At 57.2% G+C, this 18,511-nt stretch carries 17 protein-coding genes, 1 tRNA gene and 2 pseudogenes; 16 read left to right on the forward strand and 4 right to left on the reverse strand.

The genetic code is table 11. The annotated features are described in order from the left end of the window. Positions 1–31 precede the first annotated feature (31 nt). The 9 genes and pseudogenes from ACTG3X_RS05130 (at position 32) to ACTG3X_RS05170 (ending at position 8,996) form a co-directional block, all read left to right on the forward strand. Positions 32–2,005, forward strand: coding sequence for an AMP-binding protein (locus ACTG3X_RS05130; RefSeq protein WP_439110171.1), 1,974 nt, complete (start codon positions 32–34; stop codon positions 2,003–2,005). Further along, positions 2,002–2,823: an ABC transporter ATP-binding protein gene (locus ACTG3X_RS05135; protein WP_439110172.1), complete on the forward strand. Its 822-nt coding sequence runs from the start codon at positions 2,002–2,004 to the stop codon at positions 2,821–2,823. The genes ACTG3X_RS05130 and ACTG3X_RS05135 overlap by 4 nt, the downstream gene beginning before the upstream one ends. Positions 2,824–2,863: 40 nt before the next feature. Further along, the gene (locus ACTG3X_RS05140) at positions 2,864–3,865 is read left to right on the forward strand and encodes a branched-chain amino acid ABC transporter permease (protein WP_439110173.1); all 1,002 of its coding nucleotides are present in this window, start codon (positions 2,864–2,866) and stop codon (positions 3,863–3,865) included. Between the two features lie 4 nt (positions 3,866–3,869). Next, positions 3,870–4,121, forward strand: coding sequence for a hypothetical protein (locus ACTG3X_RS05145; protein WP_439110174.1), 252 nt, complete (start codon positions 3,870–3,872; stop codon positions 4,119–4,121). Next, positions 4,121–5,077: pseudogene (locus tag ACTG3X_RS05150) on the forward strand (branched-chain amino acid ABC transporter permease); the annotation flags it as partial. The gene ACTG3X_RS05145 and the pseudogene ACTG3X_RS05150, both read left to right, overlap by 1 nt. Positions 5,078–5,263: 186 nt before the next feature. Further along, positions 5,264–5,413, forward strand: a pseudogene (locus ACTG3X_RS05155) (branched-chain amino acid ABC transporter permease); the annotation flags it as partial. Between the two features lie 75 nt (positions 5,414–5,488). Next, positions 5,489–6,772 carry an ABC transporter substrate-binding protein gene (locus ACTG3X_RS05160; protein WP_439110175.1) on the forward strand — a complete coding sequence of 428 codons (1,284 nt, stop codon included), beginning with the start codon at positions 5,489–5,491 and terminating at the stop codon, positions 6,770–6,772. 70 nt (positions 6,773–6,842) lie between these two features. Then, positions 6,843–7,667 (forward strand): ABC transporter ATP-binding protein, encoded by an 825-nt coding sequence (locus ACTG3X_RS05165; RefSeq protein ID WP_439110176.1) that lies wholly within the window; start codon positions 6,843–6,845, stop codon positions 7,665–7,667. A 108-nt stretch (positions 7,668–7,775) separates the two neighbouring features. Further along, a complete protein-coding gene (locus ACTG3X_RS05170) occupies positions 7,776–8,996 on the forward strand; it encodes a phenylacetate--CoA ligase family protein (protein ID WP_439110177.1) in 1,221 nt (406 codons plus the stop codon). Between the two features lie 129 nt (positions 8,997–9,125). Here the strand turns inward: ACTG3X_RS05170 and ykgO are convergent, their stop codons facing one another. Further along, complete coding sequence (gene ykgO, locus ACTG3X_RS05175) at positions 9,126–9,251, reverse strand: type B 50S ribosomal protein L36 (RefSeq protein ID WP_085850311.1); 126 nt, start codon at positions 9,249–9,251, stop codon at positions 9,126–9,128. Positions 9,252–9,338: 87 nt separating this feature from the next. Further along, positions 9,339–9,413 (reverse strand) — tRNA-Val (locus ACTG3X_RS05180). 154 nt (positions 9,414–9,567) lie between these two features. Between ACTG3X_RS05180 and ACTG3X_RS05185 the strand changes: the two genes are divergently transcribed. Both ACTG3X_RS05185 and ACTG3X_RS05190 read left to right on the forward strand, forming a co-directional pair. Next, positions 9,568–10,431: an N-formylglutamate amidohydrolase gene (locus tag ACTG3X_RS05185; RefSeq protein WP_439110178.1), complete on the forward strand. Its 864-nt coding sequence runs from the start codon at positions 9,568–9,570 to the stop codon at positions 10,429–10,431. 466 nt (positions 10,432–10,897) lie between these two features. Next, positions 10,898–11,743, forward strand: a complete 846-nt coding sequence (locus tag ACTG3X_RS05190) for a hypothetical protein (protein WP_439110179.1) — start codon at positions 10,898–10,900, stop codon at positions 11,741–11,743. Positions 11,744–11,866: 123 nt separating this feature from the next. Here the strand turns inward: ACTG3X_RS05190 and ACTG3X_RS05195 are convergent, their stop codons facing one another. Continuing rightward, positions 11,867–12,841 (reverse strand): quinone oxidoreductase family protein, encoded by a 975-nt coding sequence (locus tag ACTG3X_RS05195; RefSeq protein ID WP_439110180.1) that lies wholly within the window; start codon positions 12,839–12,841, stop codon positions 11,867–11,869. A gap of 69 nt (positions 12,842–12,910) precedes the next feature. Further along, the gene (locus tag ACTG3X_RS05200) at positions 12,911–13,396 is read right to left on the reverse strand and encodes a hypothetical protein (protein ID WP_439110181.1); all 486 of its coding nucleotides are present in this window, start codon (positions 13,394–13,396) and stop codon (positions 12,911–12,913) included. 100 nt (positions 13,397–13,496) lie between these two features. Between ACTG3X_RS05200 and rsfS the strand changes: the two genes are divergently transcribed. The 5 genes from rsfS to ACTG3X_RS05225 all read left to right on the forward strand — a co-directional run bounded on the left by rsfS (position 13,497) and on the right by ACTG3X_RS05225 (position 18,481). Then, the gene (rsfS, locus tag ACTG3X_RS05205) at positions 13,497–13,946 is read left to right on the forward strand and encodes a ribosome silencing factor (RefSeq protein WP_439110182.1); all 450 of its coding nucleotides are present in this window, start codon (positions 13,497–13,499) and stop codon (positions 13,944–13,946) included. Between the two features lies 1 nt (position 13,947). Continuing rightward, entirely contained in the window at positions 13,948–14,418 is a 471-nt protein-coding gene (gene rlmH / locus ACTG3X_RS05210) for a 23S rRNA (pseudouridine(1915)-N(3))-methyltransferase RlmH (RefSeq protein ID WP_439110183.1), read from the forward strand. 62 nt (positions 14,419–14,480) lie between these two features. Next, positions 14,481–15,998, forward strand: coding sequence for a 2,3-bisphosphoglycerate-independent phosphoglycerate mutase (gene gpmI / locus ACTG3X_RS05215; RefSeq protein WP_439110184.1), 1,518 nt, complete (start codon positions 14,481–14,483; stop codon positions 15,996–15,998). Continuing rightward, positions 15,995–17,137, forward strand: coding sequence for a murein hydrolase activator EnvC family protein (locus tag ACTG3X_RS05220; protein ID WP_439110185.1), 1,143 nt, complete (start codon positions 15,995–15,997; stop codon positions 17,135–17,137). The genes gpmI and ACTG3X_RS05220 overlap by 4 nt, the downstream gene beginning before the upstream one ends. Positions 17,138–17,140: 3 nt before the next feature. Next, a complete protein-coding gene (locus ACTG3X_RS05225) occupies positions 17,141–18,481 on the forward strand; it encodes a S41 family peptidase (RefSeq protein WP_439110186.1) in 1,341 nt (446 codons plus the stop codon). Positions 18,482–18,511: the final 30 nt, after the last annotated feature.

Below are 18,511 nucleotides of genomic sequence, written 5' to 3' on the forward strand. Positions count from 1 at the left end.
TGCCCCGTAAGGGACAAAGGGAGGATACATTTTGACACAGTCGTCAGAGGCGACGGGCGGGCTTAGCTCCGTTCCAGCGCTGTTGCAGCGGAACGTACGCGAATTTGGTGGCAAGGCTGCCTATCGTGAAAAAGAATTTGGCATCTGGCAAAGCTGGACATGGGCCGAAGCCGAGAAAGAAATCGAGGCTCTGGCGCTTGGCTTTATCAACCTCGGTGTCAATGAGGGCGACTTTATCGCCATCATCGGGCGCAACCGTCCACATTTTTACTGGTCGATGGTTGCTGCGCAGTCGGTTGGGGCTGTGCCTGTGCCGCTGTATCAAGACGCCTCTGCCGAAGAGATGGCTTATGTGATGGAGCACTGTGGCGCGCGCTTTGTGGTGTGCCAGGATCAGGAACAAGTCGATAAAGTCATCGAGATTCAGGACGGGCTGCACCAGTTCGAACATATGATTTATGTCGATCCGCGCGGCCTGCGCAAATATGACCACCGTGCGCTGCACCGCTTTGTCGACATTCAGGCGCAGGGCCGAGCGGCTTACTACGAGCAGATCGAAGAGCTGAAAGCGCGCCGCGAAAAGCTGACCTATGACAGCACCTGTGTGATGCTTTACACATCGGGCACGACGGGCAAACCAAAGGGCGTTGTTCTTTCGAACCGCAACATCATCGAGACTGCAAAGAACGCCAGCGAGTTTGACGGGCTGAACGCAGGCGACGAAATTCTTGCCTATCTGCCTATGGCGTGGGTGGGTGATTTTATCTTCTCGTTGGGGCAGGCTTACTGGACGGGCTTCTGCACGAACTGCCCTGAAAGCCCCGAGACGATGATGACGGATTTGCGCGAGATCGGGCCGACCTATTATTTTGCGCCGCCCCGTATTTTTGAAACGCAGCTCACCAATGTGATGATCCGCATGGAGGATGCGAGCAAGTTCAAGAAACGCTTGTTTGACGTGTTTATGGCGCATGCCAAAAAAGTTGGCCCTGCGATCCTTGATGGCAAGCCTGTCGGGTTGATGGACCGTCTGAAATACAAGCTTGGCGAACTGATGATTTATGGCCCGCTCAAGAACACGCTTGGCTTTAGCCGCGTGCGTGTCGGCTATACTGCCGGTGAGGCCATTGGCCCGGAGATTTTTGATTTCTATCGCTCGCTCGGGATCAACCTCAAGCAGCTCTACGGCCAGACAGAAGCGTCTGTTTTCATCACGGTACAGCCTGATGGCGAAGTGCGCGCTGATACCGTTGGTGTGCCAGCAAAGGGCGTAGAAATTCGTATCGAAGACAACGGCGAAATCTATTACCGCTCCGAAGGTACTTTTGTAGAATACTACAAAAACGCCGAGAGCACGGCCTCGACCAAAGACCCCGAAGGCTGGGTTGCTACGGGCGATGCTGGGTTCTTTGAGCCCGACACAGGGCATCTGCGCATCATCGACCGTGCCAAAGATGTTGGCAAAATGGCTGATGGAAGCCTGTTTGCGCCCAAGTATGTTGAGAACAAACTCAAGTTCTACCCCGATATTCTCGAAGCCGTGCTCTTTGGTAACGGCAAAGACCGTTGTGTTGCGTTTATCAACATTGACCTGACCGCGGTGGGGAACTGGGCCGAGCGCAATAACATCGCTTACGCGTCCTACCAAGAGCTTGCGGGTCACCCCAAGGTTCTTGCCTCGATCCAGAGCCATGTTGAAGAGGTGAACAAATCGGTTGCTCAAGACGAGATGCTTTCGGGCTGTCAGGTGCACCGCTTTGTTGTGCTGCACAAAGAGCTTGATGCGGATGACGGTGAAATGACGCGTACCCGCAAAGTGCGCCGCGTGATCGTAGCCGACAAGTTCAAGGATATTGTCGATGCGCTTTATGACGGCTCCAGCGAAATCTCGACAGTAACGGAAGTGACCTATGAGGACGGCCGTAAAGGCTCGATCAGCGCAACTTTGAGCATCATGGACGCCAAAGTTCAGGCCGTGACGACACAGAAGGTGGCAGCAGAATGAACGATATGAGCACAGAGGGCTACACCACCGAAGACGGCCGCAAAATTGGCGGCACTCTGATGGAGATGAAGAACATCACGCTGAGCTTTGGTGGTGTGAAAGCGATCACGGATATCAGTTTTGACATCAAGGAAGGTGAAATTCGTGCCATTATCGGCCCGAATGGCGCTGGCAAATCCTCGATGCTCAATGTGATCTCGGGCTTTTACATCCCGCAGCAGGGTGAAGTCTGGTACAAAGGCGAGAAGCGCCCCCAGATGAAGCCCTACGAAGTGGCCCGTCTCGGGATTGCGCGGACATTTCAGAACATTGCTTTGTTTGACGGTATGAGCGTGCTCGACAACGTGATGACAGGCCGCCTGAACCACATGACGACAGGGCTTTTTGCCCAAGGTCTCTGGAAGGGCAAAGCCGAGGCTGAAGAAGTAGAAAACCGTGAGAAGGCCGAGAAGATCATCGACTTCCTCGAGATTCAGGCGATCCGCAAGACGCCCGTTTCGCGGCTGCCCTATGGCCTGAAGAAGCGTGTTGAGTTGGCGCGTGCGCTTGCGGCGGAGCCTTCGCTTTTGCTGCTGGACGAGCCGATGGCCGGTATGAACGTTGAAGAAAAAGAGGACATGAGCCGCTTTATTCTTGATGTGAACGACGAATTTGGCACGACGATTGCGCTGATCGAGCACGATATGGGCGTGGTTATGGACTTGAGCGACCGTGTTGTCGTGATGGATTACGGCAAGAAGATCGGTGATGGCACGCCTGATGAGGTGCGCAACAACCAAGCTGTGATCGACGCATATTTGGGGGTGAGCCATGACTGATCACACCCTGAACATCCAACGAAATCTGGAGGCCTGAGCCATGTCTGACAACTTAATCTTCGGGGCTGAAGTCTTCCTCAACGGCCTGATGGCCGGGGTGCTCTATGCGCTTGTGGCTCTGGGCTTTGTTCTTATCTACAAGGCGTCGGGTATCTTTAACTATGCTCAAGGTGTGATGGCGCTTTTCGCGGCAGCAACGCTTGTGGGCATCATGAAGGGGCAAGTGCCCTTCAGCCACCTGATCAATGCGATCTTTGGCACAGACCTGCATTACTTCGGTTGGCATTTGCCCGCGATTGCGGGAATTTTGCTGACTGCGGCTGTCATGGTTGTATTGGCCTGGCTGGTACAGAAGTTTGTGTTCCGCCATCTGGTGGGCCAAGAGCCGATCATTCTTTTCATGGCTACCATTGGCCTTGCTTACTTCCTTGAGGGCGTGAGCGATCTGATGTGGGGTTCCGAGATCAAGAAGCTTGATGTTGGCCTGCCGCAGGGTGCGAGCTTCTGGCTCGAAGAAAACACGCAGTGGCTCGGCTTTGGCAACGAGAACTTCTACGGCTTCTTCATCGACAAGCTCGATATGGTGGCAACGGCTATCGCCGCAATCCTTGTTCTGTCTCTGGTGATATTCAGCCAGTACACAAAGCAGGGCCGTGCCATGCGCGCTGTGGCGGATGATCACCAGGCTGCTCTGTCTGTCGGGATCAACCTCAACTTTATCTGGGTGATGGTCTGGTCTTTGGCGGGGTTTGTTGCCCTTGTCGCAGGCATCATGTGGGGTACAAAGTCGGGCGTACAATTCTCGCTCTCGCTGATTGCTCTCAAGGCGCTGCCCGTTCTCATGCTCGGAGGTTTCACCTCTATTCCTGGGGCGATCGTCGGTGGCCTGATCATTGGTGTGGGTGAGAAGCTCTTTGAATTCTCTGTTGGCTCCCTCGTGGGTGGCGCGACAGAAAACTGGTTTGCCTATGTTCTCGCGCTCATCTTCCTCGTCTTCCGCCCTCAAGGGCTGTTTGGCGAGAAGATCATCGAGAGGGTCTAGCGCGATGATGAAGTTGATCGCAGTTATCAATGTCATTGCATGGGCCGGGTTCTGGGCTTTTGGCTACCTCGCTTTTTCGGCCAGCGCCGACAGCGCGAGCCAAGTAACCACCGCCGTCATACTGGCTGCATTGGGCGCGGGGATTGGCATATGGGCCTATTTCCAGCTGGTGCGGCACGCAGAAGAAACAGGCTATGCCAAACGCACAAACCGCGTTGATCTGAGCCACCAAGAACACAACGGGGAGAAAGTCTGATGTTTTATCGTGAGGCTGGTGACTACAAAACATCCTATCAGGACGACGGGCAGACCTTTCCGATCAAGTTTGACCGCTATCGCTATTACTTTGTGCTCTTTGTAGCCTTTGCGATGGTGCCTTTTCTGATCAATGACTACTGGGTCAGCGCCATCTTCCTGCCGTTCCTGATCTACTCGATTGCGGCCATTGGCCTGAACATTCTGGTTGGCTACTGCGGGCAGGTCTCGCTGGGTACGGGGGGCTTCATGGCTGTGGGGGCTTACGCTTGCTACAAGTTCATGACCGGGCTCGATATCTGGATTGATGGCGTGCAATATGCGCTGCCGCCAATCAATATCTTCTTCTCGGTTATTCTGGCAGGTGTTGTGACAGCGATCGTTGGTGTGCTCTTTGGCCTGCCAAGCCTGCGCATCAAGGGGTTTTACCTCGCGGTTGCAACGCTTGCGGCGCAGTTCTTCCTTGTCTGGCTTTTCAACAAATGGTCATGGGCCTATAACTACTCGGCGTCAGGCCAGATCAGTGCGCCAGAGCGTGAAATCTTCGGGGTCGCCATTACGGGGCCGAGCACCGAGGCTTGGGCGACCTACCTCTTCTGTCTGGTCATTACGACGATCTGTGCGGTTGTAGCACGGAACCTGACGCGTGGTGCCTCAGGGCGCAAATGGATGGCCATTCGCGATATGGATATTGCGGCCGAGATCATCGGGGTGAACCCGCTCAAAGCCAAGCTGAGCGCTTTTGCTGTGAGCTCGTTCTACATCGGCATCGCTGGCGCGCTTTTCTTTGCGGTCTATCTTGGCGCGGTTGAAGTTGGCGAAGCCTTCGGGATCCAGAAGTCGTTTATTGTCCTCTTCATGGTGATCATTGGTGGCCTCGGCTCAATCTTCGGCTCTTTTGCAGGGGCTGCATTCCTTGTGCTCTTGCCTGTTCTGCTCAAGCTCATGCTGGCGGATAGCACAGACGAGATTTCTGGGTTTGCCTCTGTGATGGGCTGGATCTTCCTGGCGGGCTTTGCTGCTTCGGTCGTGATGCTGCTGATCAACATCGTCCGCACACGTAGCTTGATTGCCGGATCCGGTATTTACTGGATCTTTGCGAGCCTTGCGACCTTCATGGCTTATGCACTTTCCATCGGCGGCATGGGGTGGCCCACAGATATCGTGGCGCACTTGCAGCTCGTGATCGTGGGGGCTTTGATCATTATCTTTCTCATCGCCGAACCACACGGGCTTGCCCAGCTGTGGCGCGTTGCGAAAGAGAAACTACGGTTGTGGCCGTTCCCCCACTAAGGGGCACGGCAACAAATATGGGCTTCGGCGCAAAGTCGTGGCCTGCATCGGATATAACCAAGGGAGGAGACCCCGATGAAGACGAAACTAGCAACTATGGCCGTGGCTGCCGTGATGGCAGCAGGCCCAGTGATGGCAGACCTCGTGTTCCCGTCACTGTCATATCGCACAGGTCCATATGCGGCAGGCGGCATTCCGTTTGCGGATGGCTATGCGGACTACTTCACACTGCTCAACGAGCGTGACGGTGGTATCGGTGGCGTGATGACCAAAGTCCCCGAGTGCGAAACAGGCTACAACACTGAAAAAGGCGTTGAATGCTATGAGGCCACAAAGGGCGAAGGCGCGCTTGTGTATCAGCCGCTTTCAACGGGCATTACATACCAGCTGATCCCCAAAGTGACGGCTGACGGTATCCCGCTCCACACCATGGGTTACGGCCGTACATCGGCTGCAAATGGTAAGGTGTTTAGCAACGTCTTTAACTACCCTGCCAACTACTGGAACGGCGCATCTGTTGCGATCAACCACATCTTGGACACCAACGGTGGCGACATCAAAGGTAAAAAAGTTGCGTTGGTCTATCACAACTCTGCTTACGGCAAAGAGCCGATCCGCACGCTCGAAGAGCTCTCGGCCAAGCACGGTTATGAGCTGACATTGCTTGCAGTTGACCACCCCGGTCAGGAGCAGAAGTCACAGTGGCTTCAGATCCGTCGTGAGCGCCCAGACTATGTCATCATGTATGGCTGGGGTGTTATGAACCAAGTGGCGATCCAGGAAGCGGCAAACATCCGTTTCCCTATGGAAAACTTCATCGGGATCTGGTGGTCAGGTGCGGAGCATGACGTGACACCTGCGGGTGATGCGGCCAATGGCTACAAATCTGTCACGTTCCACGCGGTTGGTGATGACTTCCCGATCTTTGACGACATCAAGACACATGTTGTTGACAAAGGCCTTGCGGCTGGCGCGGGCGACCAAGTCGGCACAGTGGTGTATAACCGCGGTATGTATGCGGCGATGCTCGCGGCTGAAGCGGCGCGTAAAGCTCAAGAGATCCACGGCACAGCCCAGATCACGGCCGCTATGATGCGCGATGGCATGGAAGCGCTCGAGATCACTGAAGAGCGTATGACAGAGCTTGGCATGCCGAACTTCGGCCCTAGCTTCGCTGTGTCTTGCGAGAACCACGGTGGCCCCGGCCTCGGTGCGATCACGCAGTGGGATGCATCGGCCAAAGAATGGTCAATGATCTCTGACTTCGTTGAATCAGACATGGACGTTATCCTGCCGCTGATCACTGAAGATTCAGAAGCATTTGCTGCTGAAAACGGCATCGAAATGCGCTGCAACTAAGCGCCTCTGGCCGCCTGCGCAGTGCGGGCGGCCAACCTTTTAACCGAAGTTCAAACAAGCGAGCCCTGACATGCTGGATGCTGGTGAAACAAACGAAACCATTCTCGAGATCAACAATATCGAGGTGATCTACAATCACGTCATTCTGGTTTTGAAAGGCGTCTCCTTGAAAGTTCCCAAAGGCGGGATCACGGCCCTTTTGGGCGGGAACGGCGCGGGGAAGACAACCACGCTGAAGGCGATTTCAAATCTGCTTCACTCGGAGCGTGGCGAAGTGACAAAAGGCAGCGTGAGCTACCGTGGAGAGGTGACACAACACCTTGACCCAGCTGATGTTGTGAAGCGCGGCGTTATTCAGGTTATGGAAGGGCGGCACTGTTTCGAGCACCTCACCGTTGAGGAAAATCTGCTCACAGGCGCCTACACGCGTACCGAGGGCAAGGGGGCTGTCGATGCTGACCTTGAGATGGTCTACAATTATTTTCCGCGGCTGAAAGAGCGCCGCAAAAGCCAGGCTGGCTACACCTCGGGTGGTGAGCAGCAGATGGTTGCCATTGGCCGCGCGCTGATGAGCCGCCCCGAGACGATCCTTTTGGATGAGCCGTCAATGGGTCTTGCTCCGCAGCTCGTGGAGCAGATTTTCGGGATTGTGAAGCAGCTCAATGAGGAGCAGGGCTATACCTTCCTGTTGGCGGAGCAAAACACCAACGTGGCACTGCGCTTTGCGCACTACGGCTACATTCTTGAGTCTGGCCGCGTTGTTATGGATGGCCCTGCTGCAGAGCTACGCGAGAACCCCGATGTGAAAGAATTCTACCTTGGAATGTCGGATGACGGGCGCAAGAGCTTCCGCGATGTACGCTCTTATCGCCGCCGCAAGCGTTGGCTCAGCTAAGGCTGCCCGGCCTGAATATGACGTGACGAGGCGCTGCATAAGCAGGCCTATACCAGCCCATCCAAACGCCGTCTTGCACGGCATGATAAGCACGAGAAAGTTTCACCGATGAGCCAGTTTTTTGATGAGTTGGAAACACGGTCTGCCGACGCCCGCGCGGCAGAGATAGCCGAGCGTTTGCCCCAGCAAATCGCGCTGGCGCAGAGGCTTGACGGCTACGGGAAAAGCCTGAACGGCGTTGACGCCAGCCGGATTACAAGTGTCGAGGCCTTGGCGGCTTTGCCTGTGCTGCGCAAATCAGATCTTGGTGCCGCACAGAAAAAAGCGCCGCCCTTTGGTGGGCTGACCGCCACACATGCGGCGGGCTTTGCGCATATCTTCCAAAGCCCCGGACCGATCTATGAGCCCGGAAATGTGAGCCACGACTGGTGGCGCGCAGGGCGCTTCATGGCCGCTGCAGGAATTGGCGCGGGCGATATTGTGCAGAACTGCTTTTCCTACCACCTCACGCCGGCGGGTATGATGTTTGAGAGTGGCGCGCGCGCTGTTGGTGCAGCTGTTTTGCCTGCGGGTGTCGGCCAGACCGAACTACAGGCGCAAGCGGCGCATGACATTGGCTGCACGGCCTATGTGGGCACGCCTGACTACCTCAAGATCATTCTGGATAAGGCGGACGAGATGGGGCTGAAGCTCCAGTTTACCAAGGCGGCTGTCGGCGGCGGGGCTTTGTTTCCGAGCTTGCGTCAGGAATATAAAGACCGTGGTATTATGTGCTTGCAGAGCTATGGCACGGCAGATCTCGGCACGATTGCCTATGAGACTTCAGCGATGGAAGGAATGATCGTGGATGAGGGCGTAATCGTTGAGATTGTGCGCCCCGGCACGGGCGACCCTGTGGCCGTTGGTGAGGTGGGTGAAGTTGTTGTCACCACGCTCAACCCCGACTATCCGCTCATCCGCTTTGCGACGGGTGACATGAGCGCTGTGATGGAGGGGCAAAGCCCCTGTGGGCGCACCAATATGCGGATCAAGGGCTGGATGGGCCGCGCGGACCAGACGACCAAGATCAAGGGTATGTTTGTACGCCCCGAGCAGGTTGCGGCCTTTGTGGCCAAGCACGGTGAGATTGTGAAAGCCCGTGTTGTTGCCACGCGCAAAGGCGAGATGGATGCGATGACTGTGATGGTCGAGGCCGAGGGTGGTGACGCTGGGGCCTATGCCAAATCTGTTGCTGAGGTTCTGAAGCTGAAGGGCGATATCGAGCTTGTGGCCAAGGGCAGTTTGCCAAACGATGGCAAGGTTATCGAGGATCTGCGCAACTACGACTGAGCCCGCAATTACGACTGAACCTGACGAGCCAAGGCGTATTTGCGCCTTGGCTTTTTTATGGGGCGCAAAAGAAAAGAGCCGCCACCTTTGCAGGTGCGGCTCTTTTTGCTTTGCAAGCTTTCGCTTGGCTCAGCCCTGACGGGCTTTGAAACGCGGCTGTGTTTTGTTGATCACATAGACGCGGCCCTTGCGGCGCACGATGCGGCAATCACGGTGCCGGCTCTTGAGCGAGCGAAGTGAGTTTCTAACCTTCATGAGGTTATCTCCTTTGTCGCGGCGCAGGCCTTGCGCCTTTGGTTTAGCGGGTGCGCAAGAGTTGCCTCTTGTGCGGTGAAACGTTCATGGTGGGCGATACAAGGTTCGAACTTGTGACCCCTTCGATGTCAACGAAGTGCTCTACCACTGAGCTAATCGCCCGAACTGGCTTGGTTTTTCTTGTCCCCTTAAACAAAAAGGGACGCGGAATTCCGCGCCAGCGCCTCGTGTCTATAAAAGGAGTCGCAGATATGATCAAGAGCTTTTGACGCTTCAATTCTTTGAGCTATACTCAGCCCTTAGAGCAGGAGCCAGAATGCCGCGTGTCGCCTATGATTTGATCCACCCAGAACGGCGCACAACCTCGGTTGTGTTTGCCTCGCCGCACAGCGGGCGGGACTATCCCTGGACCTTTCTGCGCAAGACAATTCTGGATGCGCATACCATCAGAACATCGGAAGATGCCTTTGTAGACAAGCTCTTTTCCCATGCGCCAAAGTGCGGTGCGCCGTTTTTGACGGCGGGCGCGCCGCGCGCTTATGTGGACCTCAACCGCGCCCCAGACGAGCTGGACCCCGCCTTGTTTGAAGGCGTGACAGCACGGGGGCACAACCCGCGCGTGGCGTCGGGGCTGGGCGTGGTGCCCCGGGTGGTGGCGGGCGGGCGCGCGATTTATCGTGGCAAGCTGCCTGTGAGCGAGGCCGAACGCCGTATCAACATCTACTGGCGGCCCTATCATCAGATGCTCGCCAAGCTTCTGGACCAGTCTCGCGCCGCTTTTGGCGAGGCGATTCTCATAGACTGCCACTCGATGCCGCACGAAGCGATGGACATGGCTGCGCGCGGGCTGGTGCGGCGGCCCGAGATTGTCATCGGGGACCGTCACGGCGCGTCAGCCAGCGCCGAGATTGTCGACCGTCTGGACGCTGCATTCACAGCGGCAGGCCTGCATGTCGTGCGCAACGTGCCGTTTGCAGGCGCTTATATTTGCCAGACCTATGGCCGCCCGTCGCGGGGGCAACATGCGATCCAGATCGAAATTGACCGCTCGATCTATATGAACGAGCAGATGATACGCCCGAATGGCAACTTTGAGGCGTTTCGCCGCTTGCTCAAGACGGTTACGGCAGAGGTCTGCGAGATTGGCCGCAAAGAGGCCAAGCCTCTGGCAGCTGAGTAACCCCTGCGAAAAGCGCCTGTTTTCAAAGAATTAGTAGCCATGGGGGTGAGCCTATCACCTGTGCCTTTGCTGCGGGTTTAGAGGCCGTGCAAAGAGGTTAACGCTTTTTGGCGCTCCAAAAAGAGGGGGGTGATATGCGTGCACCGGGCGTGCACCATGCGTGCACCGCCTCTACGGGGCTTTGGTTAACCGAAATTAAGTTAACGCGGCGTGCGGAAGAAGTTTATTTTGATTTCTTTACTCGTCTTGCAATATAAATTGTGGTGGTCAGAGATTTGGGGTGGAAACCGAAAAAGGTCAGGTCATTTTCTGGCCACCTTGGCCAAACAAATATGCCGCCTAACGTTGACAATAGACCTTGGTGCCGCGAGTGAGTAGAAAGCTGAAAAGTGATGGCTTTCCGCTTAACCTACTCACCAAGGGTGGTATTGGCGTTCTCGTTCGTAACTTTTAACAGTAGATAAGTATGGAAGTTTTTATGGAACAATGTTCGTTTTCCTCAGGTCCGTTCAAAACACAAAGGCTCGAATCCACAATAACGCGTATTGAGATAGATTTGGAAAATATCCAAATTCCTTACAATCAACCTGTCTGGTGTCGAGTAGTGAGAGGAGACGTTTGTCTGGATGTCTTTGTGTTTCTTCGAGACCGGAATAAGCTTTTTGTATTTGGACAAGATGCCCTAACAAAAAACAGGTCTGAGCTGCCATACTTTTATAGGACCAAATGGCACAGTTATTTTGATGGGTCATTCGTTACATTCAACGATCCAACCTTATATTTGAAGCGGGGAATACGAGGGGGCTGGTGGCAGCTTCCTGGGGCAATTGAACTTGCCAATGAATTTATTTTAAGGCTGGCAAATCGCCTAGAAGTACAGAATGAAAATGTTTGCATTTATGGAGCGTCTGCAGGTGGGTTCTTTGCCCTTGCAATGGCTGAGTTGATCAGGGAAGCAACTATTATAGCAGATATTCCGCAAGTGGATCTGCTGAAGTCTCCTTTCAGCTTTAATGAAACCATTCTTAGAGATGCTGGGGTTAAGGAATTTAAGAGTGTGTTTCACTGGTGGGAGATTGAAAGCCCACCTGAAAAAATCATTTTATTGATGAATGTAAAAGACACGAAACACATCCGGACACAGCTTGGGATATTTTTACAGGCTGTGTCAGATAGGTATTACAGTAATGGGCGAATGATCAAAAAATTGGTTATCGAAGAATATAGAAATTTGGATGAAAGTCGCCGTGGACACTCACCGCTAGAGGAAACTCAACTCATTCCATTTATCAACGCGACACTCGACAGCTGACGGTTTGCATCAAGCAAGTTTCTATATCGGGTGATCTGCTTGTGGCATCTTCATAGAAAAAGGCCGCCTGCAAAATGGGTGCGGGCGGCCTTGGTGGGTCACGGGGTGGTTTGAGGTGTGACCTCAGATTTCCAGAACGGTGGAGCCTGTCGTTTGGCGGGCTTCCAGCGCTTCGTGGGCTTTGGCGACATCGCCGAGGGCAAAGCGCTGGCCGATGTTTATTTTGACATCGCCTGACAGCACCTTTTCGGCGAGGTGGCGGGCCATGGCCTGACAGGTCTCGTGCTCTCCGATGTGGGTGAAGAGCGTCGGGCGGGTGATTTTGAGCGAGCCTTTTTTGCCCAGCAAGCCCACATCAAACGGCGGCACGGGGCCTGAGGCGTTGCCAAAGGAGATCATCATGCCGAGGGGTTTGAGCGAGTCAAGCGAGCCTTCAAAGGTGTCGTTGCCGACGGCGTCCATGACCACGTCCACGCCTTTGCCACCTGTCAGCTCTTGCACCTGTGCGGCCCAGTCGCCGCTGCGGTAGTTGAGGCAGTGGGTTGCGCCGTGGTCTTTGGCGAGCTGGCATTTCTCGTCGGTGCCAGCGGTGCCGATCAGGGTGATGCCTTCGGAGCGCGCCCATTGGCAGGCCAGCAAGCCAACACCGCCAGCGGCGGCATGGAACAAGACGGTATCGCCAGCTTTGAGGGGCGTTGTGCGGTGAAAGAGATACTCGACCGTGAGGCCTTTGAGCATCATGGCGGCCCCTTCTTCAAAAGAGATGCCTTCGGGCAGCGGGCAGACCTGCGCGGCCGGCATGACACGCGCTTGGGTGTAGGCGCCGGGGGGCTGGCAGGCATAGGCGGCGCGGTCGCCGACTTTGAGGTGTGTAACACCTTCGCCCACAGCCTCGATGATGCCTGCGGCTTCCATGCCCATCGCATGGGGAAGCTGCATGGGGTAAAGGCCCGTGCGCTGGTAAACGTCGATGAAGTTCAGGCCGACGGCTTTATGTGCGATACGCACTTCGCCTGCGCCCGGTTCGCCCACGGGCAGGTCGACCAGTTTGAATTGCTCTGGCCCGCCATGGGCCTCGATGATTGCTGTAAGTGCCATTTGGTTTCCTCTCCTGTTCGCGGCACCATGATACCACTCTGGCGAGGATGTCCAACGTTCCGTTGCGGCCTAGAGCCCTGCGGCGGCTTCGGCTGCGGCGATGGCTTTGGAGGAGCCTGTGAGCGGGATTTCGGCGCGGGTGGTGAGATCTTCGATCACCAGCGTGTCGCCGCCTTTGAGCGTGCGCAGGGCGCTCGGCGGCAGGGTGAGCTTATAGGCGGTCTGGCCGCCCAGCTCTGTCAGCTCGGCAAAGCGGTAGGTGTCAAGCGGGACGGCGCGCGCGCCCGTGTAGGCAACCCAGAGGCGCAGGGTGAGCGGGGTTGTCTCCCAGAGGCCCGAGACAACCAGTTCGGCACCGCTTTTGCCTTTTTCAAAGGCGAGCGTTGCCATGACGCCTTGGGAGCCTTTGGCGGCGGCAAAGGCGGTTGCGCCTGTCTGGCCTGCGGCCCATGCGGGCGGGTTTGCCGCTATGGTGGTGGTGGCGTCTTGCGCTGAAAGGGGGGCAAAAGGCAGAGCGGCGCAAAACAGGGCGCAAACAACAGGACCGAAACGCATTGAAGTCTCCAGAGCAGCGTGGTTAAGCATGGTTCGCATATTTTCGCGGGTGCGAGAAGCTGTCATTGAGCATTTACCTTATGGGTGTTACGCTTGAGCCATGCTCGGCATCGGGGCTTTCAGATGTGTAAGAAGGAGGGACTTCGTCCTGTCACCAAACGTTGTTGCGGCCAAAGGCGCGGCGGATGCGGCCCAAGCAAAGGCCAAAGTGCTGAGCAGCTCGGAGCTGCTCGCTATCATTCTCAAATCACTAGACGACAACAAAGCTGAAGATGTCGTGCAGATCGATCTGCGCGGGAAGACATCTATTGGCGACTATATGGTTGTCTGCTCCGGGCGCTCATCGCGTCAGGTCGGAGCGCTTTCTGAAAAGCTCGCCGAGCATCTGAAGGTCGATTACGGTCGTGCCTCCAAGATTGAAGGCAAGAACACGGGCGACTGGGTTTTGGTGGATACGGGCGATATCATCGTTCATGTCTTCCGTCCCGAAGTGCGCGAGTTTTACCAGCTTGAGAAAATGTGGCTGACGCCTGAGGCAGATAAGGCCTGATATGCGGCTGACCATCTGCGCCGTGGGCCGCCTGAGGGGCGGGCCTGAAAAGGCGCTGATTGATGATTATGTGCAGCGCTTTGAGCGCACAGGGCGGGGGCTGGGGCTCACCGCCCTTTCGCTTGTTGAGGTGGAAGACAAGAAGGGTGGCGGCATGGAGGCCGAGGCGCAGCTTCTGGAGCGGGCCTTGCCCAAGGGCGCTGTGCTTGTCTGCCTTGACGAACGCGGGCGCGTGGAAAGCTCGCCTGACTTTGCCGCCCGTCTGGCGGGCTGGCGCGACACGGGGGCGCAGGATGTGGCCTTTGTGATTGGCGGGGCTGACGGCATTGCGCCTGCGTTGCGGGCGCGGGCTGTGCACTCTGTCAGCTTTGGCAAGATGGTATGGCCGCATATGCTTGTGCGGGTGATGCTCACAGAGCAGCTTTACCGCGCGGCCTCTATTCTGGCAGGCGCGCCTTATCATCGCGTTTGAGTGCGCAGGTGTTGCCCCGCGCGGGCAAGGGGCGTAAACGCTGGTGCAAAGAGGATGTGGCCATGAGCAGAGCAAAACCGGTTGTTTTATGTATTCTTGACGGGTGGGGGCATTCCGAGCTGCGCGCCGCCAATGCGCCCTTGCTGGCCACGACCCCCAATTTTGACCGGATCATGGCCCATTGCCCCTCTAATTTTCTCACAACCCATGGCCCTGATGTGGGTTTGCCCAGCGGGCAAATGGGCAACTCCGAGGTGGGCCACACCAATATCGGCGCGGGGCGCGTTGTGGCGATGGACCTTGGGCAGATTGATCTGGCCATCGAGGATGGCAGCTATTTTGAAAATGCGCGGCTGAAGGCGTTTATTGCCAAGTTGAAAGAGACGGGCGGCACGGCGCATATTGTCGGGCTGGTGTCGGATGGCGGTGTGCACGGCTCGCTTGTGCATATGATTGCCTCGATCAATGCGATTGCGGCGGCAGGTGTGCCTGTGGCCATTCATGCGATTGCGGATGGGCGCGATGTGGCGCCCAAGTCGGCCTATGGCTATTTTGCGGCTCTGACCGAAGCCTTGCCTGCCAATGCGCGCATTGCGACCCTCACGGGGCGCTACTTTGCGCTGGATCGGGACAACCGCTGGGAGCGCGTGAAAGAGGCTTATGACGCGATGGTTCTGGGCCAGAGCGGCTATAAAGCGGCCGATGCGCATGGCGCGATTTCCAACGCCTACAACCGCAGTGAAACCGACGAGTTTATCTCGGCCACGGTTTTGGGGGGCTATGGCGGGATGCAGGAGGGGGACGGTGTCTTCTGTCTCAACTTCCGTGCCGACCGTGCGCGCGAGATCCTCGCTGCCATGGCGCAGCCCGGGTTTGACAGCTTTGATGTGGGCGCGCGGCCCAAGCTGGCCATGCTGGGGATGGTTGAATATTCTGAGGCCCATGAGGCCTATATGGACACGGTGTTTCCCTCACGGGTGATTGTGAACACGCTGGGCGAGTGGGTGGCCAAGCAAGGCTTGCGCCAGTTCCGTCTGGCGGAGACCGAAAAGTATCCGCATGTCACCTTCTTCCTCAACGGTGGCAAGGAAGAGCCTGAAGAGGGCGAGCAACGCTATATGGCGCAGAGCCCCAAGGTGGCGACCTATGATTTGCAGCCCGAGATGAGCGCCGGCGAAGTGACCGACGCTTTTGTCGGGGCGATTGAAGAGGGCTATGACCTTATTGTGACCAATTACGCCAACCCCGATATGGTCGGCCACACGGGCGATCTGAAGGCCGCTATCAAGGCCTGTGAGGCGGTGGACCAAGGGCTTGGCCGTGTGCTGGCGGCGCTTGAGGCGGCGGGAGGCGCGATGATTGTCACGGCAGATCATGGCAATTGTGAAATGATGACCGACCCTGTGAGTGGCGGCGCGCATACGGCCCATACGGTGAACCCTGTGCCTGTTGTGCTTGTGGGCGGGCCTGAGGGCGCGGCTTTGCGCGAAGGGCGGCTGAGTGACCTTGCGCCGACCTTGCTTGAGCTGATGGGCCTGCCGCAGCCCGAGGAAATGACTGGCGAAAGTCTGATCACATGAAGATAGGTGTGGCGCTTCTGGCTCTGATGCTGGCGCTGCCGTTGGGGGCGCAAGCACAAGAGGCGAGCCCCGCCGAAGCGGCTGCGGCTGCCCTGGACGAGCTGCGCGCCGCTCAAGGCCTGCTTGAGGCCGCCAAGGGCGGGCGGGCGCGTGTGGCGGCTTTGAGCGAGACGGTTAAGGCCTATGAGGCAGGGCTGAGCGCTGTGCGCGCGGGGCTGCGCCGCGCGGTGATCCGCGAGCGTGCGCTGACGCTTAAACTGGCCGGGCAGGAGCAGGAGATCGCCGCGCTTTTGACTGTGTTGCAGGCGCGGGGGCGGGTTGGCTCGCCGAGCTTGTTTTTGCACCCCGAGGGCGCGCTGGGCACGGCGCGCGCGGGGATGATTGTGAGCCAGATGACCCCTGCGTTGAACGCTCAGGCAGACAGCTTGCGCGAGACCTTGCTTGAGGTGAGCACGCTGCGCCAGCTTCAGGCGGGGGCCGAGGCCACGCTGCAAGACGGGCTGACAGGCGTGCAGGAGGCGCGCACCGCGCTGAGCCAGGCGATTGGCGACCGTGTCGACCTGCCGCGCAAGTTTAGCGAAGACCCTGTGAAGACAGCGCTGCTCATTGCCACGACCGATACGCTCGCGGCCTTTGCCGAAGGGTTGGGCGAGATCAGCGGTGGGCCTCTTGAGGCAAGTGCCAGCGCAGATATCGCGGCGCGCAAGGGGGCGCTGCCTTTGCCTGTGGCGGGGCGGCTTTTGCGCCGCGCGGGCGAGGCGGATGCCGCTGGGATCACGCGTGCGGGTATCCTTGTGGCGACGCGGCCACGCGCGCTGGTGAGCGCGCCGATGGCGGCCACGATCCGCTACCAGGGGCCGCTGCTGGACTTTGGCAATGTGATGATCCTGGAGCCCAAGGCGGGCTTGCTCATCATCTTTGCGGGGCTTGATGTGGTTTACGGGCGCACGGGTGAAGTGATTGCCGAGGGCGCGCCTTTGGGCCTGATGGGCGGAAAAGACGCCGCTGTTGGCGAAATATTGACACAAGTCGGTGATGGAACGGGAAGTGACCTTTCACAATCGCTGTATTTGGAAGTAAGAGAAGATAATGAACCCGTGAATCCTGAAAGCTGGTTTCGCACAGATAGGGAAGAGTGAGACATGAAGAAATTCCTCATGGCAGCCGCGACTGGAACGCTTGCAGGCGTGATTATCACCACGCAGGTGGCCGCACCGTTGCTGGCTCAAGAATCTGCCAAGACAACCAATGTGTACCAACAGCTTGATCTCTTTGGTGACATCTTCGAGCGCATTCGCGCGCAATATGTTGAAGAAGTCGACGAGGGTGAGCTGATTGAAGCTGCGATCAACGGGATGCTGACTTCGCTTGACCCGCACTCCAGCTACCTGAGCCCCAAAGATGCCGAGGGCATGAAAGTGCAAACCAGCGGCGAGTTTGGCGGCCTTGGTATTGAAGTGACGCAGGAAGAGGGCTTTGTAAAAGTCGTCTCGCCGATGGATGGCACCCCGGCTGATGAGGCGGGCGTGGAAGCGGGCGACTTTATCACCCATGTTGATGGCGAGAGCCTGTTGGGCCTGACGCTGGATGAGGCGGTCGAGATGATGCGCGGCCCTGTGGGCAGCGAGATTGTCATCACCGTGGCGCGCGAAGGCGAAGACGAGCCTCTCGAAATTTCGATCATCCGCGACACGATCAAGCTGACGGCGGTGCGCTCGCGCATTGAGGGCACAAGTGTTGTGCTGCGTGTGACCACGTTCAACCGCCAGACCTCGCCCAACCTTGCGGCGGGGATCAAGGAGCAGGTGGAAGAAGCGGGCGGCATGGACAACGTCAACGGCTTTATCCTTGATCTGCGCAACAACCCCGGTGGTTTGCTGACCGAGGCGATTGCGGTTTCGGATGCCTTCCTTGAGACAGGCGAGATTGTTTCAACTCGCGGGCGCAACCCCGAGGATGGCGACCGCTACAATGCCACACCCGGTGATCTGACGGGTGGCAAGCCTGTTGTTGTCTTGATCAACGGTGGCTCTGCTTCGGCGTCCGAGATTGTTGCGGGGGCGTTGCAAGACCACCGCCGCGCGATTGTGGTTGGCACAAAGAGCTTTGGCAAAGGCTCGGTTCAGACGGTGATGCCGCTGCGGGGCGAGGGCGCGATGCGCCTCACCACAGCGCGCTATTATACGCCATCGGGCCGCTCCATTCAGGCGCTGGGCGTGTCACCTGACATCGTTGTCGAGCAGCCGCGCCGCAAGCCGGAGGCTGAGGCAGAAGAAGACGAAGCCGCCTTCAACGCCCGCACAGAAGCCGACCTGCGCGGCAGCATCAGCAACGACAGCCTGTCTGAAGACGAGATCGAACAGATCAAGAAAGATCAGGAAAAGGCACTGGCCGCTGCCAAGCTGCGCGCCGAGGATTATCAACTCGCCTATGCGATTGATATTCTCAAAGGGCTCTCAGCGCTCGTGCCGCAAGAGAAGTAAGCGTCTCTTTGGGTGACGCAGAGGGCCGTG

Source organism: Lentibacter sp. (assembly GCF_965658795.1).
GTDB lineage: Bacteria > Pseudomonadota > Alphaproteobacteria > Rhodobacterales > Rhodobacteraceae > Lentibacter.